General features: G+C 41.7%; 15 protein-coding genes and 1 pseudogene. 6 read left to right on the forward strand and 10 right to left on the reverse strand.

Annotated features, from left to right (window positions below; translation table 11 throughout):
* The first annotated feature begins 18 nt into the window (after nt 1-18).
* Together CSD97_RS16985 and CSD97_RS16990 are read left to right on the forward strand one after the other, a co-directional pair.
* Nucleotides 19-2,835 carry a SusC/RagA family TonB-linked outer membrane protein gene (locus CSD97_RS16985; protein WP_098032794.1) on the forward strand — a complete coding sequence of 939 codons (2,817 nt, stop codon included), beginning with the start codon at nt 19-21 and terminating at the stop codon, nt 2,833-2,835.
* Nucleotides 2,836-2,852: 17 nt separating this feature from the next.
* Nucleotides 2,853-4,370 (forward strand): RagB/SusD family nutrient uptake outer membrane protein, encoded by a 1,518-nt coding sequence (locus CSD97_RS16990; protein ID WP_005828430.1) that lies wholly within the window; start codon nt 2,853-2,855, stop codon nt 4,368-4,370.
* 59 nt (nt 4,371-4,429) lie between these two features.
* On the opposite strand, the gene CSD97_RS16995 is transcribed toward CSD97_RS16990, so the two are convergent.
* From CSD97_RS16995 to CSD97_RS17020, 6 genes are all read right to left on the reverse strand, one after another.
* Nucleotides 4,430-5,095, reverse strand: a complete 666-nt coding sequence (locus tag CSD97_RS16995) for a MarC family protein (RefSeq protein WP_008665785.1) — start codon at nt 5,093-5,095, stop codon at nt 4,430-4,432.
* 52 nt (nt 5,096-5,147) lie between these two features.
* Nucleotides 5,148-5,846, reverse strand: a complete 699-nt coding sequence (locus tag CSD97_RS17000; protein ID WP_098032779.1) for a YjjG family noncanonical pyrimidine nucleotidase — start codon at nt 5,844-5,846, stop codon at nt 5,148-5,150.
* An 86-nt stretch (nt 5,847-5,932) separates the two neighbouring features.
* Entirely contained in the window at nt 5,933-6,811 is an 879-nt protein-coding gene (locus tag CSD97_RS17005) for a hypothetical protein (protein WP_005835026.1), read from the reverse strand.
* A 34-nt stretch (nt 6,812-6,845) separates the two neighbouring features.
* Nucleotides 6,846-7,520, reverse strand: coding sequence for a 16S rRNA (cytidine(1402)-2'-O)-methyltransferase (gene rsmI / locus CSD97_RS17010; RefSeq protein ID WP_098032780.1), 675 nt, complete (start codon nt 7,518-7,520; stop codon nt 6,846-6,848).
* Between the two features lie 13 nt (nt 7,521-7,533).
* The gene (locus CSD97_RS17015) at nt 7,534-8,118 is read right to left on the reverse strand and encodes a hypothetical protein (protein WP_098032795.1); all 585 of its coding nucleotides are present in this window, start codon (nt 8,116-8,118) and stop codon (nt 7,534-7,536) included.
* A gap of 189 nt (nt 8,119-8,307) precedes the next feature.
* Nucleotides 8,308-10,455, reverse strand: a complete 2,148-nt coding sequence (locus CSD97_RS17020; protein WP_244284048.1) for a polysaccharide lyase family 8 super-sandwich domain-containing protein — start codon at nt 10,453-10,455, stop codon at nt 8,308-8,310.
* Between the two features lie 155 nt (nt 10,456-10,610).
* Between CSD97_RS17020 and CSD97_RS17025 the strand changes: the two are divergent.
* Nucleotides 10,611-11,775 (forward strand): annotated as a pseudogene (locus tag CSD97_RS17025) (IS4 family transposase).
* A gap of 59 nt (nt 11,776-11,834) precedes the next feature.
* On the opposite strand, the gene CSD97_RS17030 reads toward CSD97_RS17025, so the two are convergent.
* The 4 genes from CSD97_RS17030 to CSD97_RS17045 form a co-directional block, all read right to left on the reverse strand.
* A complete protein-coding gene (locus CSD97_RS17030) occupies nt 11,835-14,042 on the reverse strand; it encodes a glycoside hydrolase family 3 N-terminal domain-containing protein (protein WP_098032782.1) in 2,208 nt (735 codons plus the stop codon).
* 4 nt (nt 14,043-14,046) lie between these two features.
* On the reverse strand, nt 14,047-15,822 hold the full coding sequence (locus CSD97_RS17035; protein WP_098032796.1) for a glycoside hydrolase family 2 TIM barrel-domain containing protein: 1,776 nt from the start codon (nt 15,820-15,822) through the stop codon (nt 14,047-14,049).
* A gap of 29 nt (nt 15,823-15,851) precedes the next feature.
* Entirely contained in the window at nt 15,852-17,852 is a 2,001-nt protein-coding gene (locus CSD97_RS17040; RefSeq protein ID WP_098032783.1) for a glycoside hydrolase family 97 protein, read from the reverse strand.
* Between the two features lie 233 nt (nt 17,853-18,085).
* On the reverse strand, nt 18,086-22,036 hold the full coding sequence (locus tag CSD97_RS17045; protein WP_098032784.1) for a response regulator: 3,951 nt from the start codon (nt 22,034-22,036) through the stop codon (nt 18,086-18,088).
* Between the two features lie 135 nt (nt 22,037-22,171).
* Here CSD97_RS17045 and CSD97_RS17050 point away from each other — a divergent pair, with 135 nt between their 5' ends.
* From CSD97_RS17050 to CSD97_RS17060, 3 genes are all read left to right on the forward strand, one after another.
* Nucleotides 22,172-22,573 (forward strand): LacI family DNA-binding transcriptional regulator, encoded by a 402-nt coding sequence (locus CSD97_RS17050; protein ID WP_098032797.1) that lies wholly within the window; start codon nt 22,172-22,174, stop codon nt 22,571-22,573.
* A 179-nt stretch (nt 22,574-22,752) separates the two neighbouring features.
* Nucleotides 22,753-25,029 (forward strand): T9SS C-terminal target domain-containing protein, encoded by a 2,277-nt coding sequence (locus CSD97_RS17055; RefSeq protein WP_244284049.1) that lies wholly within the window; start codon nt 22,753-22,755, stop codon nt 25,027-25,029.
* Between the two features lie 280 nt (nt 25,030-25,309).
* Nucleotides 25,310-26,617, forward strand: a complete 1,308-nt coding sequence (locus CSD97_RS17060; protein ID WP_098032786.1) for an acetylxylan esterase — start codon at nt 25,310-25,312, stop codon at nt 26,615-26,617.
* Nucleotides 26,618-26,652: the final 35 nt, after the last annotated feature.

Below are 26,652 nucleotides of genomic sequence, written 5' to 3' on the forward strand. Positions count from 1 at the left end.
AGTTCCGCGAAAACTCTGGTGATTTCGTTTGTTGGTATGCAAACCCAAGAAGTAACGATTAAACCTCATGTAAAGGTAATTTTGAAATCCGATTCTGAGCTGCTTGAAGAGGTTGTGGTTACCGGTTACGGTACATTTAAAAAAGCATCATTTACCGGAGCTGCTTCTACTGTAAACACTTCCACCTTGGAAGATGTACCTGTTCTTTCTGTTGCCGACAAGCTTTCTGGTAATGTCGCTGGTGTTACTTTTGGCTCAAGTTCAAGTAATCCGGGTTCTGTAAGCAGTATCCGTGTACGTGGTATGGGTTCCATCAATGCCGGAAACAATCCGCTTTATGTTATTGACGGAACACCGGTCACAAGTGGAGACTTATCCGAGTTCACTTATAGTGATGCAGGAACTGATATTCTGTCTTCACTCAATACCAATGACATCGAGTCTATCACAGTTATCAAAGATGCGGCGGCTGCCTCTCTTTACGGCTCGCGTGCTGCTAACGGTGTTGTGGTCATTACGACGAAAAGCGGAAAACAAGGTAAAACAAATGTAAGTTTCCGCTCTGACTGGGGTTTTTCAAACATGGCAATAGATTATCGTCCTATGCTCGACGGTGACTCACGCCGCGAACTCTTATGGACCGGTCTCAAGAATTATGGATTATACAGCGGAAACATGTCCGATGCAGATGCCGCAACTTTTGCAGACCAGAACATCGAGGACTTCGCTTCAAAACCCTCAACCGGATGGACGGATTGGAAAGACCTGCTTTTCCGTAACGGTTCTCATCAGAACTACCAGCTGAGCGTATCTGGCGGCAACGACCGTACCAAATTCTACACCTCAGCCGCTTATACCAATCAGGAAGGTATCATTTACAAACAAGGTCTGGAACGTTTCACTGGTAATGCAAACCTCACTCATAAGTTTGGAGACTTTGAGGTTCAAGTTACAAGCCAATTCTCAAAAGTAAGACAAAACAAAACCAATGAAGCGACCTCCTATGATGGGCCTGTGGCCAATTACGCATTCTTCCAGAGCCCCTCATCAACCCCTTATAATGAAGACGGCACATTAAACAATGGTTGCGGCATATTTGGAGTCAATCCTTTGTATGAAAGAGAACACAGCTCCGACGTTTATACCCTGATGAAGGCATTCAATACAATCAAGTTGACCTATAATATTTGGGACAAGTTGAATTTAAGTGAAAAGATTGCTTATGATTACGCACAAGGTACCAATGATGTTCTTTGGGACAGACACTCAAACAATGGCGCTCCAGGTGGTGTCATGCAGCGCATTGTCAATCGTAATGACCAGCTGAATACACAAACCCAGCTCTCTTACATCAACTCTTTCGGTCTGCACAATATTGACGCCCTGCTTGGTTTTGAAACACAAGATACGGAATATGCTTTCAACTACATGGCAGGCCAAGACTATCCGGGTGATTTGTACGAATTGACAAATGCCGGTTCAACAAGTGCCGAAACCAACAGACAGAGCTATCGCATGACTTCGTTCCTCGGACGTGCCAATTATAACTACGCAGACAGATATTATCTCGGTCTCAGCTATCGTACCGACGGAAGTTCACGTCTGGCAAGAGAAAACCGTTGGGGAAGTTTCTGGTCGGTTTCCGGAGCATGGAGATTCATAGACGAAAGTTTCCTGAATCCTGTCAAGAGTGTATTGACAGATGGAAAGCTCCGTGTGTCATACGGTGTAAACGGAACGCAACCATCAGACTATTACGCTTATATGAATCTTTATAAATACGGAATCATATACAATGGACAGTCAGGAATGTCAATCGTCGGAATTGCAAACCCGGACCTGAAATGGGAAAAGAACAAAACATGGAATATCGGTCTCGACCTTTCATTCATCGACCGTATCTCTGTAACATTCGACTACTATCAGCGTAAAACCAGCGACCTTATATATGACCTCCCCGTATCACAAGTCGGCGGATATTATGATGGCAATTATGGGTATACCACCCCGCAAAACATCGGTTCACTGAAGAACTCCGGTTTTGAGTTGACCATTACATCAACCAATTTCAGAAACAAGGATTTCACGTGGACCACTTCTCTGAACATGGCACACAACAGCAACAAACTGACTAAATTGGATGGCCAGCAGAATGAAATCGTATCAGGACCGCTGATTCACCGTGTAGGCGAACCTTACTATTCATACTATGTTTATGAATACGCCGGAGTCGACGCTGAGACCGGTAAAGAAATGTTCTATCTGAATGACGGAACAGAGAACGCCCGCAAGACTACTACAAATATCTCTGAAGCCAACAAAACTATTGTAGGCAAGCATCAGGCTAGTATAGAAGGCGGTCTTACCAACAACCTCAAATGGAAGTTTATTGACTTGGGCTTCACTTTCACTTATTCATTGGGTGGTGATGCTTTTGACTACTCCACTTGGCAGCACTCCAATGGCGGTTCACATCTATACGGTGGTGCCGTACCGACATACTACGACATCTCAAAGATGTGGACGGGCCCGGGCGATACGAATGCCACATTGCCTAAATTTGAATATGGAAGCGCAGCTTCACTGTCTTCACGCTGGCTGATGCCTACTGATTATCTACGTCTGAAGAACCTCACATTAGGTGTAAGCATTCCGCAAAACTATATCAACAAGCTTGGACTTAGCAAGGCAAGAATTTACTTCTCGGGGTCCAACCTGCTTACATGGAAATCTAAAGACTTATTTGTAGATCCGGAAATGCGTGTAGACGGACTATGCACATTTGAGACTCCGGCATTGAGAACATATACATTCGGAATAGAATTGAATTTCTAACTAATAAAGATACGAAAATGAAAATATTAAAGACATTATACACAGCAACGCTTTGCGCAGCTATGGCAGTCAGCACTTCATCATGCCTCAACAGTTGGCTGGATCAGTCACCCGCAGACGGAATAGATGCTGAAACCGCAATCAAGAACAGCGATGATTTGGCCAATGTGCGGACGGGACTTTATGCTGCCGTTAAAGGTAACAGTAGCCTGATTAATTATTATGGACGCCTCATGTTCGTATACGGTGACATGAGAGGGGAAGATATCCAATATGAATATAACGGTGGAAGTGGAAGAGCAAACTTCTACTATTATATGGAATATACAACTGCCGACAATTTCACCACCTCAACAGCCGTATGGCAGATGCCTTATGTAGTCATAGCACGCGCCAACCGTCTGATTCAGGCAGCAGAAAGTGGCAACCTGACCGACGCGGCAGAGGCAAAAGCCACTATTGACCAATATGATGCAGAAGCAAAAGTTCTGCGCGCCATGGCACTGTTTGACCTTACACGTATCTACGGTAAACCTTATACGGTAGATCAAGGCAGCTCACTCGGTGTGCCCATCGCTACCTCCCCACTAGAATCGACAGAAAAGCCAAGCCGCAGCACGGTAGCCCAATGTTATGAGGCTATTGAAAAGGATTTGACAGATGCAATCAACTCAAATGCACTGCCCAAAACTAATGAAGTGGGTTATGTCAACCTTTGGGCTGCCAAAGCCTTGCAGGTACGTGTATATATGACAAAAGGCGAATGGAGCAAGGCTTTATCCGTAGCTGAAGACATCATATCAAACTCGTCTTACAAACTTTGGGAACCGTCAGAATATGTTGCTGCATGGAGCAAAAGTGATGCCAATCATTCAAAAGAAATCATGTTCGAGATTTCCATCAACAACAATACTGACTGGACAGACCGTGAAGGTATTGCCTACTTATATGCAGACAAGGCTGGCGCTTCTCCCGGATATGGAGATGTAATTGTCACAAAAGACTTCTCTGACATGCTTACATCCGACCCGGCAGACATCCGTAACGACATATTATTGGCAGCGGCAGCAGGAGGATTTGACAAACGTAAAGTTTACATCAACAAAATGCCTGCTGTAAACGGAGATGTACGTTACTCCAATGTCCCATTGCTGCGTTTGTCAGAGGTTTACTTGTCAGCAGCAGAAGCAGCTTTCCAAGCCGGAGACAAGAACAAGGCTGCCAACTTGCTGAACGATATCATCTCCAACCGCACAACGGATGAAAGCAAACAAGTAACCAGCGGAAACATCACATTAGACCGCATATACATCGAACGCCGCAAGGAACTTGTAGGTGAAGGACAGCGCTACTTCGATGTTATGCGCCGAGGTGAAACCGTTACACGCTACACGGACGTTAATGACAGAGGATGGCACGACGTACTGAGCGAAGAAGCGCGTACATTCAACCGCGACTCCAAGAAAGCGCTCCCGTTGATTCCCGTCGGTGAAATCAATGCCAATCCGAACATAGAACAAAATCCAGGCTATTAATCAATAGTAGCCTAAAGAAACTTGGGAATTTTCCCAATGTGTTTTTATAAATAAAGTGTTTAGAGGAGGTGTGCCAGTGATGGTATGCCTCCTTCTTTCAATATATCCACCAATATAGGTTTCACTCCGCTGACAAAACACTCAACGGCAATAACCATCAAGATAAGTCCCATCAGGCGCATCATCACATTGTTTCCCGTCTCACCCAGGATTTTGACCAACCGCGTGGAAGCACGCAATATGAAAAAGGTAATCAGATAAATAAAGGCAATCATTCCTATAAGAACTCCTTTCATCTGAATGGTGTGGGCATCCTGCATCAGCACAATGGCATTGGCTATGGCACCTGGACCACAAAGCATCGGAATACCAAGAGGAGTAATGGAAATATCATCGGCATAAGTCTTGATTTCCTCGTCTTTCAGCTTCATTGGGGTATAACGGGCTTGCAGCATATCGAAGCCAATCTTAAAGATAATAACTCCACCGGCAATACGGAAACCATTGGTAGAGATACCGAAGAACTTAAAGAGGAACTGCCCTGCAAACGTAAAGACCATAATTGTTATAAAGGCAACCAAAGTGGCGCGCGATACTACCGACTGCCGTTCACGGTCTGTCATTCCATGCGTCATGGTCAAAAACACCGGCATGGTGCCGAGAGGGTTTGTCAACGTAAAGAAGGAGGTAAAACAAAGTAGAGCGAAAGGTAAGATTGTGTCCATAGCTGTATAATATACGTTTCTGCAGACAAAAGTACAACTAAAAATTTCAATGTCACAGAATCTGCATCAATTCTTTCAGATTACTGATATGATAAGTCGGTTGAAAAGGCAGTTCTTCCTTCCCGGTTACATTATAAAACACTTGGTGCATACCCACTCCTTTGGCTCCTATCACATCATTTTCCCAACTATCGCCTATCATCAAAGAATCACGCACCTCGGATTGTGTGGCAGAAAGGGCAAAATGAAAAATTTCAGGCCAAGGCTTCAAGACACCGATGTCATCAGAGAGAACAATCTTCTTAAAAAAGCGGTCGATACCCGCCGAACGCATCTTATGACATTGCAGCTCTTGGAAACCATTGGAAAGGATATAGAGGTTGTATTTCTCTGCCAAATATTCCAGTACCTCATACGCATGCGGCATCAGCCTGCTTTTTGTGGGAATGACCGAAAAGAAATCATCAGAAAAAGCCTCGGCCAAAGCTGCATCCCTCGCCCCTACTGCCTCCAGAGGATATAGGAAACGCTGGCGGTTCAACTCTTCCTTACTGACCTGCCCCCTACCGTATTCTTCCCATAGCTCTACATTGCGATACTGATAAAGTGTATAGAAATGCTGGAAAGACCGAAAGAAACGGTCATAATCATACTTCTGATACATCTCTTCGAATGTATCGCGTGCATTAAGGGAAAATGCCCAAAGCGTATCGTCCAGGTCAAAAAACAGGTTCTTATATTGGGATGCCATAATTTAAAGGAAAGGGATATATAAAAATAGACGCAGATTATCAATTCCAATAACCTGCGTCCGTTCTGTATCAGTCTATAACAGTATTATTTTACCTGGATTACCAAATACTTGGACACACTCCAGAAGTCTTTCGGATTTGTAATCTTCAAAGTCAACTGTCCTTTATCATCCTTCTCCAACGCATAAGAGCCCGCGGGATGAGTAGTCAAGATATCAGCATCTTTAGAGTATAGTTTAATCTCTTTTGTCGTACGGATATCCACTTGTGTAAAGTAGTCCTTGTTGATATCAGAATCTTTCAGCACCTGGCCTTTTTTGAAAAGTCCGGTATTTGTCAATATCTTCTGGTCCTTCAACTCTTTCTTCGTACCAAATACAAACCAAGCCGTATTGAGTGCCTTATCTTGTTCGGCAACGGTTTGAGCCTTCGCCTCATTTTCGGCAGTCAATTCTTCTTTCTCAGTAGACAAACCGGTTACGGCAGCATCCAGTTCCTGGATACGGATATTCTTGGAAGCCAGCTCAGCCTGCAATTCCTCGATACGCTGGGTCTTTGCCACCAACTCCTGAGTCAGGGACTCCACAGCCCTCTTCAACTGGGCAGAGTTATTCTTACTGTTCTTCAGCATGGACTGCAGTTTGGCAATCTGCTCCTTGTTCTCTTCCATCTGCTTACGGATAAACTCAATATCCGACGCAATCTGCTGCTTGGCATTCAAAGAGCCTTCCGCCACAGCGCCACGTTGCAAATCCACACGGCTCTCCGCTGCATTAATCTGGCGGAATCCTTCTGAAATATCATTGAAAGTGCCCATCATCTCGTCCAATTCAGCATTACGCTGAGTCAGTTCCATCAATAAAGAATCATTTTCAGCTTTCAGCTGGTTCTTACTGCCACCAGAGAAGCTGTCACACGAAGCCATTACAGCCGCGCATACAATTAAAACTGCTAACTTTTTCATACGCTTTCGTTTTACGTTTGGTTAATGAAGTTATTTAATCGTCTATTCCTGCTACTACAATCACAATTTCACCGCGCGGTTCGTTCGCCGTGAAATGTTCAATCAATTCTGTAAGCGTTCCACGCACCGTTTCTTCGTGCATCTTTGAGATTTCCCGCGAAACAGAAGCCTGACGTTCGGCACCGAAATGTTCGGTAAACTGCGTCAAAGCTTTTACCAATCTGTGGGGAGACTCATAGAACACCATGGTACGACGCTCCTCGGCCAATGCCTTCAGGCGGCTCATCCTTCCTTTCTTCTGTGGAAGGAAACCTTCAAAACAGAACTTCTCATTCGGCAGTCCGGAAGCCACCAATGCCGGTACAAAAGCTGTCGCTCCCGGCAGGCATTGCACTTCGATGCCGTTACGCACACACTCTCTGACTACCAGAAAGCCCGGGTCGGATATACCCGGCGTACCTGCATCCGAAATCAAAGCTACAGTTTCTCCCCCCTTTATTCTATTAACAACACTTTCAACCGTTTTATGTTCATTAAATTTATGGTGAGATTGCATCGCATTCTTTATTTCGAAGTGTTTCAGCAATATGCCGGAGGTACGTGTATCCTCAGCAAGTATCAAATCCACTTCTTTCAGAGTCCGGATAGCACGGAATGTCATATCTTCCAAATTTCCTACCGGGGTAGGTACTACATAAAGTTTTCCCATACTTATCGGTTGTTTAGCTGAAATATTTTTTGAGGAGTTCCATAAAATCGACGGCGGCTTCATTTTCTTCATCCGGGTGTACTTCCGAAGCAAAAATATCCATAGCCTTGTCCAAAGAAGGAGCCTCACCCAAACGTCGTACCACTTCATTCATCCGTGCAGCATCGCCTGCGAACAGCTCGCGGACAAAACGGAATGAATCGTTCAGACTGATGGCATGTCTCAAGTCCTTGGCAGGCTTGATGCGTTCTGCCAAAATAGGAGATGCCGAAGCTACAACAGTCTGGAGCGCTTCAGCCGTATGAACAGTTTCCGGTTCTTCACAATCCAGCTTCATTGTATCAGGGACGACCGGTTCAACCGGAGAAGCCGGTCCGGTCAAAGGAGTAGTAACAGCAGGGAGTTCCTCCAGGGGCGGCACAACAGCCGTTGGCGCCTCCTCAAGCAGTTCTTGCAACGCCTCCAAGCGTGCCTTCATCTGCTGGATATTCCGTTTTGCCACAATCTTCAATGTCGGATTGGCATCACTTGAAATGGCCTGCATTAAACATTTCAATTCCTGAATATCTAATTCTATGTCGTTTAATAAGGTTTGCATATCCTTTACACAGTCCGTGTTAACGCTACAAATGTAGAAATAAATAATGAAAAAATATCGGAAAGCAAACAAAAGTGTTATCATTATCCGGAAAAGATGAATTTGAATACATCCAAAAGAAAAGGTTGTGACTATTCTCCTAGCACAACCTTTTCCCATAGAAATACTTTATAATTAAAGCTAACTATTCTATTGGAATTCATTTCCTATTTGAATAACAGTTCCCTTTAATTCCCCATCCGGCAACTTTACTTCTTTCTTCTCTCCATTAACCGCCACTACTAAAATATTTTCACGTTGAGTAGGATCTGATACGTACACCTTCCAACCGTTAGCATTGATACGTAAAATAAAAAGTCCTTTCCTATCACTCTCAAATTTCACTTTTTTGGATAAAGTAACTTCTCCCTTATCATACATCGCCAACAAATAAGTTTCTTTATCAATCTGTACAGCTTGACATTGTGATGTATTACTTATTACTTTAAAAGAGGACAAATCAAAACGTCTGACTTGCTCGGGAGAGCTGGCGGGAAGTATCATGTACTGATAAGAAGCATCCTGTGGAAGTGTTCCATGATCGAAATAAAGCGTATAGATATTTTGCGTTATCTGCTCACTTTTAGGATAAATCTTCATAATGTTATTCCATAGGCCAGTTCTCTTTTCGGAAAAAGCTCTTCCTTTTCCATCAAGCACAATATACCCCGTTTGATGATGAAAGAAACGCTCGGGTTTATCTGCTGAAAAACAGACATCTTTCACCGTATTCCATTTACCATTTTCCAAATGCAAGAGTTTTTCTTTTAGTAGTGCCTGTTCAATAGACGTATTTACCAAATAGCTGCTATCCGAATGAATATCTGCACCAAGACACAAGACATAATCCGAAGTAAATATCCATGCCTTTTTTGCATAAAGTCCATCACGAACCAATTCCATTGAAGTCATGCCTACATTACCGTCATTCACATTACCTACAAACGAACCCTTATTTTGCTTTTCAAGCCATCCCATCACATGCACACGTTTATCCTCTTGATAACAAGTCACTCCTGGGACTTTTCTCCAATCCCAACAAGGAAATATATCTGTATATTCTTCTCCATCCACATAAGTATATAGCGCACCATCTGCCAAGTAATAGCCTTTCACATTATCAGTACCCGATTCTGTACCAATTACCCTATCAGATGCCATTCTAAGAGACGCCATCCAATCCGAACAGCGATGAATAGTAATATCCGACTTCCAAAAATGATATTGCCCCAATAGACCTACTGGCGTCTTTCCCAAATTCTCATCAATAAGTGCTTGATAAGCATTATTATTGTTGCTATTAATACCAGCCAATGCATTTACTGAAAATAATGTAGAAAAGCTCTTATGCCGTTGTGCCTGTCTATAAAGTTGACGACCAAGATTATTGATATCCATCTTATTTTTCCACAAGATTCTCCTAACACCAGTATTCACATAATCACTGATAATTTTAAAATGCTCTTGTTCAAGAGCCAATGACGTATCATCCAGAATATATGCCCAGAAACTCATTGTAGCCAAATAGGCTGCACCATAGTTCCCCGCCTGCTGCTGAGGCCCATGTTGATGAAAACTTTGATCTGCTTTGATGCCTTCAGCCTTTCCATAAGCCATTTTTATCTCACTATTTATAACATCTCTCGCTCTCTGTATCATCTGAATATCCCCTAATAACAAGCCTTTTACAATTACATTGCCAGCCAGCCATACTCTATTTTGAGCAGTCATGCCAATTTTAGCTTTATCCATTACCTCAAGGGCTCCACTTTTTTCCTGTTCAGACATCTGGTCTTCAAACAATATGAATGCTGCTCCTAGCACCTTGGGAATACCGATCTCATTATACCACCAATTAGAAGAAATCGGCTTTACTTGAAACCAATAAGCTAATGCTTTATGAATAGCCTCTGCCACTTCCTGAGATTTATATAGAACATGGTTCGGGTTCCTATATACTTTAGCTAATTCAAGAACTCGAGAAGCGTGTACTCTTGGAGCCCACCCTGCTGCATTATTTGCAAAATCCAAGTCGGACCAACAACCCTCTACACTCAGTTTATGAATTAAATTCTGAACATACTCCACTTCTATAGGATAACGCTCCATCAATTCAACAATCATCTGGTCCCCCACAATCTTTTCACGAGGAGTTTGACACATCAGCGTTGTAAGCAGAGAATCAGAATTAGTACAAAGAATACTTTCTATATATTTCTTTTTTATCACAGATAAATCATCTGCTTTTACTCCAACTGTCATGCATAGAAACAATAGAAAGAAAATAAATCGTATCATACGCAACATTCGTTTTATTCTTTTAAAAAGGTTATTACATTAGTGTCCACTTAAAAATCACAGGATCTTTTTGAAATTATTGATATTCAGTTTGTTATAATGGTTTTGTTGATGCGACGATTTCAATTTACTTTAGCGGTCTGAATCAGACTGTTATGAATAAAGAGAAGTACGTTTTTGCCCAATTAATCCAATTCCTCAATGCCGACAAGTTCAGACATATCGTAGATAAGTATAATGGCGACAAGTATGTCAAGAGCTATACTTGTTGGAATCAGCTACTTACGTTGATGTATGGGCAGTTATCCAATCGCGAAAGTCTGCATATGCTTATTGTTGCACTGGAAGCTCACAGTCGGAAGCTGTACCATTTGGGCATGGGCAAATCTGTGACGCTTAGCAATCTTAGCAAGGCTAACGAACGGCTCGACTACCGCATCTTCGAGGAGTTTGCTTTCTTCATGATTGGCCAGACAAGATGCAAACGACAGACCGGTATTTTCAAACTCGGCGGTAACGTTTATGCCTTTGATTCGACCACAATCGACCTCTGTCTGTCAGTATTTGAATGGGCTAAATTCCGGTCTCGCAAGGGCGGCATAAAAATGCACACTTTGTACGATATTGAGACCCAAGTGCCTGCCTTCGTGCATATTACACTTGCTTTGGCTCACGATTCCAAGGCAATGCCGGAAATACCGTATGAGCCTAATGCACACTATATCTTCGACCGTGGTTACAACGATTTTGCCAACCTATACAAGATAAATCTCATCGGTGCGAAGTTCGTTTTGAGAGCCAAAACCAACGTGCGGTTCAAGCCGCAAATTATGGAAACGCAGACTCCCTTCGGGAATCGTTTCCGATGCAATCGGGCACTTTACAGTGTGTAAAAGCGTCCGCGATTACCCGGAATTGATTAGGAAAGTTATCTGCACCGACCCTAAAGACGGCACAAGATACATCTTTCTGACTAACAATCTTGAGGCTTCCCCTCAAACAATCTCCTTGCTTTATCGCAATAGGTGGAGCGTAGAGCTGTTCTTCAAATGGATCAAACAAGATTTCAAAATCAAGAAGTTTTGGGGGACATCGGGAAATGCAGTTCGTATCCAAATCTATTGTGCCATAATCACTTACTGCTTAGTGGTAATTGTGCAACATGATATGCAATTAGAGCGGAACATATATGAGGTTTTGCAAATCCTCGGCATTTCACTGACCGATAAAACACACTTGCGCGCCCTCTTCAACAAATCGAATATCAAAAATGTCAATGATCTCTATGGTTTCCGTGAACCGAATTTATTTAATTTTTAACCCCGTCCATTTTTAGTGGACAGTAATGAGGTTATTATAGAAGTTTAACAAAAATAGCATCATTTCTCTATAAGTTCAAAACTTACAGTCTTCAGATTATCTGAACTATTGCCGACAAAAAGTTTAAACTCACCCGGTTCTGTGACAAATTTCTTTTCTGCATTAAAAAATCCAAGTTCCTCTGTGGACAAAATGAATCTTACTTCTTTAATTTCTCCCGGAGCCAATTCTACTTGTTTTATCCCACAGAGTTCAAGCACTGGACGTGTCAGAGAACTCACAACGTCCTGTAAATATAGTTGAACAGTTTCTTTTCCACGATAACTTCCCGTATTTTTAACTATAGTTGTCAATATAATATGTTCTCCCGGTTTATATTGTTGCTTGGTTAGTATAGGAGCTGCAATATCAAATGTTGTATAACTCAATCCATAACCAAAAGCATAAGCAGGCAACACACTCTCATCCATATAGCCGCTTACCCAAGGATTATTGGGAGTCCATGCACGGCCAGTACTTTTATGGTTATAATACAAAGGACATTGACCTACATTACGGGGAAAAGTCATAGGTAGCTTCGCTGATGGATTATATTTTCCGGTAAGTACATCCGCTATTGCATTACCGGCCTCCGTACCCAACCACCAAGTAAAAAGAATAGCATCCGTATAGGGTTCCATTTGAGAGAATATCAACGGGCGTCCTCCCATTACTAAAGTGATTACAGGTTTTTGCGTTGTTTCCTTTATCTTCTTTACCATGTACTGCTGATTAGCATCAACATTAATATCTACCTTAGATTTAGCCTCTCCGGACTCCATTGCACGTTCTCCGACAGATACAATAATTATATCATATTCTGTCAGTTTCGGTAGTGCTTTCAACTCATTTGTTTCCAAATCATATCCCTCTATATATGTTATTTCAGCATGAGGCAAAGCAGCCCGCAGTCCATCATAAACAGTTATTACATCTTCAGCTTTTCCTAAAGCAGACCAATTGCCCAACATTTCTTTAGAAGCCTTATTTAAAGGACCAACCAATGCGATTCGCTTCGCAGTTTCAGCAACTGGTAAAACTGACTTATTCTTAAGAAGCACAATAGAACTTGAACCAGCCTCACGAGCAACTTGTCTATTAGCTGTTACAATTTCCTTATCCTCTATTTCCTTTGCTCTATTATTATAACAATAAGGATTGTCAAAAAGCCCCAACTCAAACTTTTTAGTAAGAATACGCCTTACGGCATCATCAATCAAAGCCATATCCACTTTACCTTCATTCACTAAATCGACCAAATGTTTGGTATAAGTCATAGAATGCATATCCATATCACAACCTGCTATAGTAGCCAATCGTCCTGCATCTTTATTATCTTTAGCCATCCTATGTTTAGCTATCTCACCAACAGATCCCCAATCGCTAACTACAAATCCTTTAAATCCCCATTCTCCCTTCAAGAGATCCCTTTGTAAAACCTTATGAGCTGTCGCAGGAATGCCATTTATCTCATTAAAAGCATTCATAAAGGTAGCTACACCGGCTTCTACTGCCGCCCGAAAAGGAGGCAGATAGACTTGCAGAAGCGTATGTCCCGAAATATCCACTTCAGCATAATCCCTCCCCCCTACTGCTGCACCATAAGCGGCAAAGTGCTTAGCACAAGCCAATACTGTTCGCTTCTCGTCATAATTAGACCCCTGAAACCCTTCGATGCGTGCTTTTGCCACTTGAGAACCATACCAGGTATCCTCGCCAGCTCCTTCCATTGAACGTCCCCAACGGGCATCTCTAGAAATATCTACCATAGGAGCAAAAGTCCAATGGATTCCCAAAGAGGAAGTCTCTGCTGCAGCCACACTTGCTGTTTTACGCATCAAATCCAAATCAAAGCTTGCTGCTTCTGCCAAAGGTATTGGAAAAATCGTTTTCAATCCATGAAGAACATCCAGCCCAAAAAGCAAGGGGATGCGTAAACGAGATTGCATAGCCAAATCCTGATATTGCTTAGCCCGTTCCACCGTTATGATATTAAAGACAGAACCGACTTCTCCCCTCTTTATTTCTTCAGTACGATTACTGCTGTCAAGAGCAGGTCCCGTGAGAAGTTTATTGTTCGAGTATTGAATCATTTGCCCCACCTTTTCCTGAAGAGTCATAAGATTCAATACAGAATCCACTTTAAAGCTATAATCCTTTAGTTGGGCAGGCAGCACTGTTGTTATACAACTCAAAGCAAGTGCATACAGAAGCTTATATTTGTTCATATATTTATTTTATAGATTCATAATATTCTTTCATCACATACCACGCTTTTTTTCTATATCCCTGATCCGAAATCAGTCCTTTCCGGTTCCATCCTTCCTGATTCGTCGGATGAAAACGATAAGGAGAACGAAAGTCAAACAGAATCCAAGGAGAAATCCCTGCAAGATTAGGTATATGCCTAAACATTTCTAAATTATCTTTATACAGTTTTTCCTGATATTCTTCACTCCAGGAACTTGTTACAGTAGCATCACCTGACTGACCATAAAGCGCTTCTCCACCAAACTCTGAAAATATCAGCGGCTTATCAAGGGCTATATTCCAGCGAACTTCGGATGGCGACATAGGCCAACGATGGTACCATCCCATATATTTATTAATAGAAACTACATCCAACTCTTCGATAAAAGAATCCTCCATCTCAAAAGTGTTCGTCTTGGGATTTAATTTAGGCAAATCAAAAGCAGCCGTTATCAAACGAGTAGTATCCATCTCCCGACATAGTTTGACCAGGCTTTTAAGAAAAGCATTGCGGGCCTCTGAAGGAACTGTCTCATTGGCAATCCCCCAAAAAGAAAGAGCACATCGGTTCCGGTCACGCTTCAACATCTCCGCATACATTCTTTGTGCTTTCAGACGTGTATCATTATTCTTAAAATCAATGCCCTGCCAGATAGGGATTTCTTCCCATAGCATAAGCCCCATTCTCTCTGCCAAACGGACAATATACTCATTCTGCGGGTAATGCGCCAAACGAATCATGTTTACCCCCAACTCCTTCGCTTCGGATAATAGTGCTACCGCATCTTGCTCTGAATAAGCACGTCCTTGGCGTTGAGCTATTTCTTCATGCAAGCCAATACTTTTCATGAAAACCGGAGAATCATTCAGATAAATCCGTGTATTCTTCACATAAAGATTGCGAAAACCAATATTTTCCTCAACCTTATCCGATTCCGAAGATACAATCACCTGATACAATTTAGGATTCTGAGGAGACCAACGCTTCAAGTTTCTAACCCGGAAAGTTTTTTTAGCCAAACCTCTTTCATCCGTAAAAGCCTCACTGGCAACTTTCAGTTCCGGTATTTCAATCTTTACCATTTGACCTACACTCCGTGCAGACAATTGTACCTCAGCATGAATATAATCCGGTTTATACTTATCCAACTGTATAAAGTAGTCACTAATATAATCTTTAGGTGTACATATAAGCATGACATCACGAGTAATCCCACCATAATTCCACCAATCGAATGAAAGTGCAGGAATGGCATCCACTGTACGCGTGTTGTCCACTTCTACTGCCAGAAAATTTTCTCCTTCTCTTACCGCATTGGTTATATTGAACTGGAAAGGAGTAAAACCTCCTTCATGCCCACCAATCTGAACTCCATTCAAATAGACCCTGCAACGATAACTGACTGCTCCGAAATAAAGAAACAAGTTTTCGTCCGATTTCCTATTTATCTCAAACTTACGTGCATACCACACTGTTCCTTCGTAATACTTAAGCTCCGAAAGCTGTGAATTCCAGTCAGAAGGAACATTCAAGCGCAAACCGCCCTCAAAAGCATACTCCTTAAAATCAGCTTTATCTCTTAAAACCCTATTCTTATAAATAGCAGTTCTACGCCCTTGTTGATAAGGATCAATTATGGCGTTCCATTTACCATTCAGCAATGTGTATTGTCTTCCATATACGTTTGCAAGCAGTTCCTGAGCACCAAGACCTTGCACATTACATATATATATGAATAACCATATCCACCACCTCATAATTTTGATTCGTGCCAACATATTCATAGCTATTTTTTATAGATTTTCAGTGCACATCCTCCACCTTCTGCCATTGTAACCGACAGTTTCCGGTCTTGTGGAACAAGAATTACCGACTTCGTATAGTCAGAAGCAACAGTACCGGCATTCACACCATCTTTATAAACCTCAGCTACCCATTCTCCCTCTCCCAAAAAATCCAGGTCAATATTCAAGGAACGTTTTTCCCAGTTAGTGAGCGTACCTACATACCAAACATTTCCCTTACGGCGAGCCATGGCAATATATTCACCAATCTTGCCATCTAAAGCTATTGTCTCTTCCCATACCGTAGGAATCTCCGCTATAAAAGATGTACATTCAACTTCACGTTCGTAAAGTACCGGACTATCGCACAACATAGATAAAGGAGATTCAAATACCACATATTCCGCAAGTTGGCGACAACGTGTCCCCATACTCATCGGTGCCTCGTTTACAGGACGGAAAGTTTGCTTGCTACCATTTCGCATAGCCCCTTGAGTATAATCAACCGGACCTGCCACCATACGGACAAAAGGCATCATCACATCATAAGTTACCTGATCTACTTTATCACTACCAGCAAATTTTAATTGTTCCAATCCATGTACTCCTTCAAAGTTTATTACATTCGGATAAGTGCGGTTCAATCCCGTTGGTTTATACGTACCATGATAATCCAACAGTAAATGATATTTAGCCGCTACAGCAGCCCCACGATAATGGAAATCGACCATCGGTTGGTCATCCCTATCCATAAAGTCCACTTTGAAGCCTTTAATACCTAGCTCTGAATAATATTTGCATATAGCCTCCATATCCCGTTCAAAAGCATAATATCCTGCCCATAAAATTAGTCCGACATTCTTTGAATCAGCATAAGCCACCAATTCTTCCAGATTGATTTCCGGTACCACCTTAAACAAATCCGCCTTCAGATTTACAGCCCAGCCTTCATCCAAAATCACATATTCAATCCCATATTTAGCTGCAAAATCAATGTAAACCTTATAAGTGGCATTATTCACACCCGCCTTGAAATCAACTCCTGATAGTCCCCAATGATTCCACCATTCCCAAGCAACTTTTCCAGGTTTAATCCAACTAATGTCATCCATGCGTGAAGGTGCAGCCAACTTATAGACTAAATCATTGTTGAGCAATTCCTTATCTTCAGAAGACACAATAGCGATACGCCACGGGAATGTCCGTTTACCGGAACACTTCGCTATATAGTTCTCACGTTCTTTCACCAACATTTGCAGATTATTATGGCCACCTTGCACCAACACCTTTGGATAAGATGCAAAAACTCCTCTTAAAGAATTTGCTCCTACTTCACTACGTACAAACATTCCCGGATAGCTTTCTACATCCGATTCTGCAATACAGAGTTTCTTCCCATTCTTCAACTCAACGATTAACGGAGTAAAAGCAATCTGATTGACAGGCATCTTACTCAAGTTAAGATGTGTATATACGTTCTCGAAGGAATTGAAGAACTGTTCCTCCATCTTTTTATTCTTTCCTCCTCTCACCAAAGGTACGTAAGACATATAATCCCTATCAAAATTAAATGTAACCTCCTCATTTACAACTATAAAAGGCTTATTCTCGTTAATTACAAAACGATAGGCCATCCCTTCATTGTAAGCACGGAAATTCAGCTGAAAACCTCCTTTAAAAGTAATAGTCATCTCATTACACACATTCTTTATTTCCTTGCATTTATAAAATGCAGCAGGTATGATTTCGTTAATTTCATGTTTCTGTATGCGTTTCACCTCAGGATTCAATCCCAATGTTTTGCCATTACCCAACAACATAGAAACAGGAGATGGATTTAGAATCCGATCCCCTTCATGGAACAACGAGTAATAAATCTTATCACCCATTTCAATATTAATATTCAGTTTTCCATCCGGTGACTTCAACTGATATTGTTTCTGAGCCATACATAAGCCGAAACATACATTCCATAATGTAAGTAAGAGAATAATTCTTTTCATAAATTCATTTTAATTATATACAATTTTCTCCTACAAATATAGGTTTTCAGCTTTTCTCAGCCATTACTAAAAATTAATATCACCGGGAACGATTGCAAAGAAAAATAACACATATCAACCTGATAATCAAAAGAATAATTCATTAAACCGTAATACTTTTATGCTGGAATTTTATTCTTAATGCTTTTGCACAGAACTTTCAAGATGGAATGTACCATTTTATGGTTCTTTACCTATTTTTTGTATTTGTCTTTATAGATTTTAGGAGACACACCATATACACTTTTGAAATATTCACTGAAGTGGTTGTAGCTGCCAAAACCTATCTGGTCTGCAATCTCCGTCGCTGTCTGTTGGGAGGTACGCAATAACTCTGCCGCACATTCCAATCTTATATTGCGGATAAATTCTGCCGGTGAGAGATTGGTTATGGCTTTCACTTTTCGATATAGTTGTGCCCGGCTTACCCCTATCTCTTCACACAACATCTCCACATCAAAATCAGGATTGGAAAGGTGTTTCTTTACAGCAGCTTCATACTGCTCTACAAAGGTTTGGTCAGCCGATTTCAGTTCAATGCCTACACTTTTCAAAGAGAGTCGCTTGCCATATATTTCTTTTAGCTTCTTTCGTCCATTCAAAATGTTATTGATGCGGATTATCAAAGTAGATACCTTGAAAGGTTTAACTAGATAATCATCGGCACCGACCCGAAAGCCTTCTTCTACATATACAGTCATAGACTTAGCCGTCAGCATGATAACCGGAATATGACAAAGCGAAGGATTTTCCTTAATGCGAGTGCACAGTTCCACACCGTCCATTTCAGGCATCATGATGTCACTCACAACCAGTGAGACATTTTCCTTTCCCAATACCTCCAATGCTTCACAACCATTCCGAGCTGTAAAAATTTTAAATCCTTTAGCCAACTCCCTCTGAAGATAAGCAAGAATCTCCAGATTATCATCCACCAACAAAACCGTCTCAGTAATGGAGGCTGCCCCAAAAGAAGTTACTTCGTCCACCATATCTCCTGTCTCATCAATCGTAGCAAGCACTGCCACCTCATATCGTTTGTCATAATGCCAAGGCAAGTCGATAGAAAAACAAGTACCGCACGGATTGACACGGTGCACGGATATATTTCCACCATGTCTTTCTACTATAGATTTTACAATGGTCAGCCCCACCCCACTACCTCCCATCTGCCCATGCAGGTCTTGACGCGACAAAGCAAAAGGCTGGAATATCTTCGATATATCTTCATCGGATATTCCAACACCAGTGTCTTTTACTTCCACATGAATTGACGACTTCTCTCTCTGAACAGCAGAAACGGACAGCATAACCGTGCCACCCTCGGGAGTGAACTTCAAAGCGTTAGCGAGCAGATTAAAAAACACTTTTTCCAGTTTGGCTTTATCAAACGTCGCCAACATTTCCTGTTCGGGCAATGAAAGTTTCAATGTTATACCCCTTTGGTGGGCCATGGCCTGAAACGAATAATAGATTTCCTGAATAAGAGTCTTGAAATCGAAGGAAGAGAGTTCCAACTCCCGATTGCCATTTTCAATCTTCTTCAAATCCATCAAATCGTTTACAAGCGCAAGCAAGCGATGGGCACTGCTCTTGACGAGTTGCAGATTTTCTTGTACCCCGGAGATATGTACAATCTTGTTTTGTATCTCGTCCAACGGATTTATAATCAGCATTAGCGGAGTGCGGAACTCATGGGCAACTTGTGTGAAGAAAGTCTGTAACTCCCTGCTAAATTCTTCGGATTTATCCTTTTCAAGTTGCTTCAAATATAATTCGTGCTCCAAGTTTTGCTTTCTCTGTTTATAAGCTACATAGCGATGCAATATATAAAATAGAAGCAATGCATAAATTCCAAATGCCCACCAACGAGCCCATAGAGGAGGAAGAACCTTTATCTTCAATCGTGTTTCGGGTCCCCACATTCCATCATTATTGAGTGCTTTTATCTTTAAAGTATAATTGCCCGAAGAAAGGTTACTGTAAAACACTTCTCTACGAGTATCGGCATCTACCCAGTCCGGATCTACTCCTTCCATCTGATAGAAGAAACGGTCACTGTTTCCATAAATATGGTTGTCACTGGTATAGGCCACAGATATATTAGTCTGGTTGTACTTCAAACATAAAATGGAAGTCTCCGATAGACATTTGTCAAGCACCGAATGTTCCATACCAGGAACCTGAAGGACATTGTTGATACGCAAAGTAGTGAGTACCACGTTGGCCGGTGTATCATTCAAAGTAAAAGTATGGTTATCAATCATCACACATCCCATATTGCCAGGTACCCAGAAACGGTTATGAGAATCTATCAGTCCGGAAGCATCCATGTCTGTCAAGCGCAATCCATTATTCTTATCGAAGAGATGCAGTTGATTTTGTGCTACATCAAACAAGAACAGTCTATGCGCTCCCATCAGCCAAAGTTTATCCTCACTATGTTCCCCAACAAAATAAAGTTTATCAGAATAAACTTGTGCGTATGACAATGATACCGGACGCAGTTTCCACTGTTCGTCTAGTGAAAGCAATCCCTGCCCTTGAGTGGTCAGCCATAGATTTTTTTTAGCATCCCGATAAAAGGAAGTGATATTCAGCGGTTTGTTTGTAGTCCCACCTAATTCCCCAGCAGTTACATTCCGGCAACGAGCAGTATTCAAGTCATACACATACAATCCTTCCTTCTGAGTGGCGAACAAAACGGTTCCCGGTTCTATTTCATCTATCAAATTGGTACAAGGTATTCGCAGAAAGTCATGATTCATGCAAAGAGTATAACGATCCTGTACAGAGACCCACCACTGCTGCTTAGAATCTTTGTAAATATACAGGATGTTCGTATCATCATATTTTTTCACCAAAGAGAAGGTACCTTTCCGAATAGAATAGGCATATAGTTCTCCTCGTTGATTTCCACACATAATGGTATCACCGGATATACATATCGACTTGATGATATTATCGTTGAAATGCCGATTTGCGTTCAACCAATGCATATCCGTTTGCCCGGTTTCCGGATGATAGCAAAGCAATCCGTTCCCTTCTGTAGCAAACCAGACATTTCCTTTTCCGTCTTCCTTTGCCATTCTTATACGCCCAAACAAATGTGGGGGAGCATAAAAACGGAAACGCCGGTTATAGGAATGACTAAAGTTAGCACCACCGGAATAAGTACCTACCCACAATATACCTTGCTTGTCTTTATATAAGGAATAAACAGAATAATGGCTCAAACTCCCCGCACTTCCCACTTCGCCGTTTTCAACCACGACCTCTTTGAGATGAACCTTATCTAATCTGAAAAGCCCATTGAAAGTACCTACAAGCATATATTCGTCATCCAGTTCAATGATATCTCTTACTTCTCTACTAATAACCGAATTACCAGATAATTTATAGACCTTAAGCTCATGGGATTTCGGATTATACTTGCTGATACAATTTCCAATACTTACACTCCACACACAACCTTCTGAATCTGTGCGCAATACACTTATCATTCCGTTACCTAATACTCCTTTTTCTATGGATTCCATAGAAATATGTCCTACGGATTGCCAATGCCGGTCATACATGATGATACCATGTTGACGAGTACCCAAATAATAAATTCCATTACATTGTACAAACGTCGTAAAATGATATTCTTTAGGGGCTTCTTTAAAAACATATAGAGTATCTTTTCCCGAATCGCATTTTACCAGATGTTTTTCCGAATACCCAATCCAATTACCATCCATATCGATTCCCATTCCGTAAAGACCTTTCTTATGCTCACCTTCATAGTAGATGGTCTTGATTCGTCGAGTAGAATGCATCAGCCTGTCCACCCCATTTTCATGCAATATCCATAAGTTTTTATCCTTGTCCTGGACAATTCCGCGTATTCTGTTTCCTCCAAGAGTGATTGGCTGCGTATGAGTAGTAAAGACATCAATGCGCTGACCATCATAACAATTCAGTCCATTGTCGCTACCCAACCAGATAAACCCATCTTCATCTTGAAATATTGATTGTATATAATTATGGGAGAGCCCATCTTCGGTAGTCAAATGCTCGAAGAATAACTTGTCTGTTGTATTTCGGGCATTCCCACCCAACCAGCAGAACAAAAACATCAACAGTATATATCGGCTAAACATGCCGCAAATATAGTTCTTATTCCTCAATGATACAAATTAGGAAGTTTTTGAGACACGTCGTAAAGCCTTCATATTCAACTCATCATACTTTTGCCACATGAAATAAAAAATTATCAATCTTAAAAGATGAACACCATGAAAAACCAAGTAACATTGAAAACACTCGCACAAGAGTTGAATCTTTCGACTTCCACCATATCCAGAGCTTTGAGCGATCAATGGGATGTGAACAGACAGACCAAAGAACTTGTCGTAGCTTTAGCCGTTAAACTTAACTACAAACCTAACATTATGGCTGTCAAATTAAAAAGTTGCCATAAAAACAAAAAGGGAAATGAGCAAAAGCCTAAAATGACGCTTAAAGAAATTGCGAGACAACTTGATTTGGCACCTTCTACTGTATCGCGTGCACTTGCCAACAAACAAGATATCAGTAAAAAGACCCGGAAAGCCGTACAATCTTTAGCAAAAAAGCTGCATTACCGGCCTAATCCCATTGCAGCAGCCTTAAAACAATATCCTCAAAGATATGCTTAAACCTGTTGGCGGAATTAAATTTCATAGCGGTAATGAATTAATTCCGCCAACGGGTTGCTTAAATAAAATCTGTCACAACAAACCATAATTTATAAAGTAGTAAGAATATGTACAAGCCTTTACATAACACTTCACTGTCCGCATGGAAAAGAAAAAGGTTGCTATTTTTAATAATCAGTATGTGTATAGCACCCGTAAAGATGCTGGCAAACTATAAAATTGAATCTTCCAATTATATTTTAAAAGTGGCATCCGAAGGGAGGTTGCTGTTGCAAGACAAACAATCGGAAACGTTAGTGCAACTTGGAGAGCTAAAGTTTGACAAGTGGCCTCAACCGAAACTTGCAAACAATTGCGAATATGAAATAACCGAAGTAGATGGAGCCAGCACCATTCGTATCCATTATTTTTTCCCTTCGCCAGTACCTGCTTCAATGAAACTTACAGGAACATTCACAGTACACCAAGACCGAGTAGACGTACAATACCTACTATCTGGAGTTCCTAAAAAATATAATACTGATTGGAGAGGATGCCAGTTCCGTTTTCGCTTACCCGAAAATGCCGGTGCTCAGGAACTGCCGGAAGCCAAATTGGGTATATGGCAACGAGATGCCAAAGGAGGACTCCCATTAGAAACAGCCGATGCCAAGATATTTCCGTTCCTGGTAAGAAACCGCTTGATTTGCCTGGCTTATGGAGCCGACAACAAAGTCAATTCAAGCTGGAAAGGAGAAAACTACAGGCACACAAATATGTCCCACCAGAAAGACGGTAACTATTCTACTCGGTTTTCAATTCTATTTCCACCTTACGGATGGCCTTATGAAGCTATCAGCGCCAAATGGCAAAAACGCCCGGTTGCCTTAACACTTACTACAGATAAAGTTTACAACTGGTGGAAAGATGCAACTGCCCCTATCAGCGTGCAGGCTAAAATCATCAATACGTCATCGACTCCTCAAAAGTACGTACTTAAGTATTGGATTCGCGACTATGCCGGAAATGAGATAGTGAATCATTCCAAAAAGTGCTTCTTGGAAACAGACGAAGTACAAGTCCACCCCATTGAGTTTATAGCAAACACAGAACGTGAGATTTATTTTGTGGAAGTGTCCATTGAAGATGAAAACGGAAAAGAACAGACTTTTTCAAGAACAAATCTATCTTTGTTACCTTCCCATGATTTTAAAGCTTTACCCGATGAAAACATTATGGGACTTTCAGCCTATTGGGCCATTCCCGATTCCACAAACCTAAAACGTTTACTAAACCGGATGGGAGTCCGATGGGTACGTAACGGAATCACCAGCAGCTTCAAGAATACAGAAGCAACATTTCACAATAACATAAACTGGAATAAGAAATGGGAGAACCCAGAACGAGAAGAGTTGATACGTTCCTTCTTCCGAAAAATCGTGAAGAATGGGAACAAGATATGGGAGTTCGGCAATGAACTGAACATGAGTTCACCGGATATTGCCGGTGCTGGTGAAGGAATTGGCAAAGCCCGTTTGGCCGGTGCTTACATAGAATGGCTGAAAGCTATACGCAAAGTTCAAAAAGAGAAGCCTGAATGGCAGAATATCCAGATTATCTCATTCGGAATAGCGGGAGCGGATGAAGCCTTCTTGGAAAAGATTGTAGAATTAGGAGGATGGGACTTGCTGGACGGAATCGCATTACACCCGGGCAGAGGTAATTTCACGCCTGATTTTCCGATAACTGTTCCCTGGAAAGAATTCAAGAAACCTGTTTCCGGATATTCATACTGGAATTACTACGGCTCCATCCGAATAGTCAAAGACTTCATACAAAAACATGGAGGTGACAAAGATTTGTACCTCACTGAAATATATGCACTTGATTACCCCAATCATTCCTGGAACGACACTCCCCGTGAAGCAGCGGAAAATTTACTATTATCGTATGCGCTTGCCGCAGCAGAGGGAGTTAAAAATGCGCTTTACTATCAGCTGTTTAATTCCGTATGGTTCGACCAGTTAGGAGTGAATGCCGGCAACAGGGAATATTTTTTCGGAATGATTAACCGTGATTTAAGTTTCAAACCTTCTTTAATGTCCTTCTGCAATACGGCAGAGGTATTGGATAAAGCCGTATTCAAAGGTTGGATACGAATGGATGAAAAGAACCCACTAAGCAGAGGACTTTTGTTTGACACTCCCCGGGGAAGCATGGCCGTGCTTTGGGACAGAACGGAAGGATACTTTCTGAACCATCCCAATGGAGCAGCTTTCCCCGAACCTTGGGTGAGTTCATGGAGAACAAACAGACAATTGACTCTGCCAAGCAACGCCCCTTGTGTCACTTTGTTAAATGCTATCGGACAAAAACAGATAATACCTGTTGCAAACAACAAAGTGACTATAGAATTGACCGGTGCTCCCTGTGTAATATACGGTATAGATACATCACGGATTCAGCTTTACCATTAATTAGGAATATCTTAAAGCATATACTATAAATCAGAGGCTATCACGTATACATATATTATTAATATACAAATCATTAATCATTACAAACTTACGAAATCGTTTCCGGTCTTATTCGAAATACATTATGTATATATAAATATTTATTTTAAAATTTGTCATATGTTTTTCAACCGTGAAAAGCATTAATTTTATCTATTTTACAACAATAAATCATCAAAAAGAGAAAAATATTATTTTTAGAAGTATATTCATCAACTTAAAACAATATAAACTACTTATCATGAACACTCTGAATAAAATTATAGGGGCTCTGTTCTTCTCCATACAGTTCTTCTCCCTTAACACATCGGCCGAAAGCCTCTCCAAAGACACTATCTACAGATATCTTGCTTCTAAAGCAAATTATGAAGAAACAAACATTCCGGATTACAATCTACCTAACCCATTGATAATGGAAAACGGAACCACCGTAAATACCATGAAACAATGGAACCAAAGACGCAGACCGGAACTGCTCCGGCTCTTCGAGACGGAAATGTTCGGCAAGGCACCCAAGCATCCGAAGGAGATGCACTTCAAAGTTCTGACAGAAGATAAAAATGCGTTAGACGGCATAGCCACACGTAAGGAGATTGCGGTTTACCTAACAAAAAGCGACAAGTACTACTTTACAGTCCTCATGTATATTCCGAACAAGCGCTCAGGAGCAGCGCCTCTATTCTTCGGATTAAACTTCAAAGGCAATCACACCATCAGCCGGGATCCGGGCATATCCTATCCAACTCCCGAAAAACAAAAAGAATTTCGTTGGAAGAGACTGCCTCCCCGAGGCATCGCGACCGCCCGATGGCCCATTAAAATGCTGATAAAAAATGGTTACGCCCTTGCCACTGTCTATCGCGGAGACATTGACCCCGATTTTGATGACGCATTCAAGAATGGCGTGCACCCGCTATTCTACAAAAAAGGACAACATCATCCAGCTGATGACGAATGGGGGACCATAGCCGCATGGGCATGGGGCATGAGCTGTGCAATGGACTATTTCGAGACAGACAAAGATATCAACGCATCCCAGGTAGCCGTGTTCGGTCATTCACGGCATGGCAAAGCTGCATTGTGGGCAGGAGCCACAGACCAACGCTTTGCCATGATTATCTCCAATTGCTCCGGTTGCGGAGGGGTCGCTCTTTCCCGACGCGTCATCGGAGAAACAGTTCAGGCTGTCAACTACCAGTTTCCTCACTGGTTCTGCCGCAATTTCCGGAAATACAATGACAAGGAAAACACGCTTCCTTTTGACCAGCATGAGTTAATAGCCCTTTTAGCCCCACGTCCGGTTTATATTGCCAGCGCCACCGAAGACCAATGGGCCGACCCTAAAGGAGAATTTCTATCCGGAATACACGCCACTCCGGTATATGAATCCATCTTCAGAAAGAAAGGGCTGAATGCCCAAGAAATGCCCCCAAACGATACACCCCTGCAAGACGGCAGCATTGCCTACCACATTCGTTCCGGCAGACACGACATCACTCTGTATGATTGGAAACAATATGTGAAGTTCGCAGATAAATGGTTCAAATAAACCATCTGCCCACGGCTTTAAAACTCAATATAACT

The organism is Bacteroides sp. AR29 (assembly GCF_900217715.1).
GTDB lineage: Bacteria > Bacteroidota > Bacteroidia > Bacteroidales > Bacteroidaceae > Bacteroides > Bacteroides uniformis.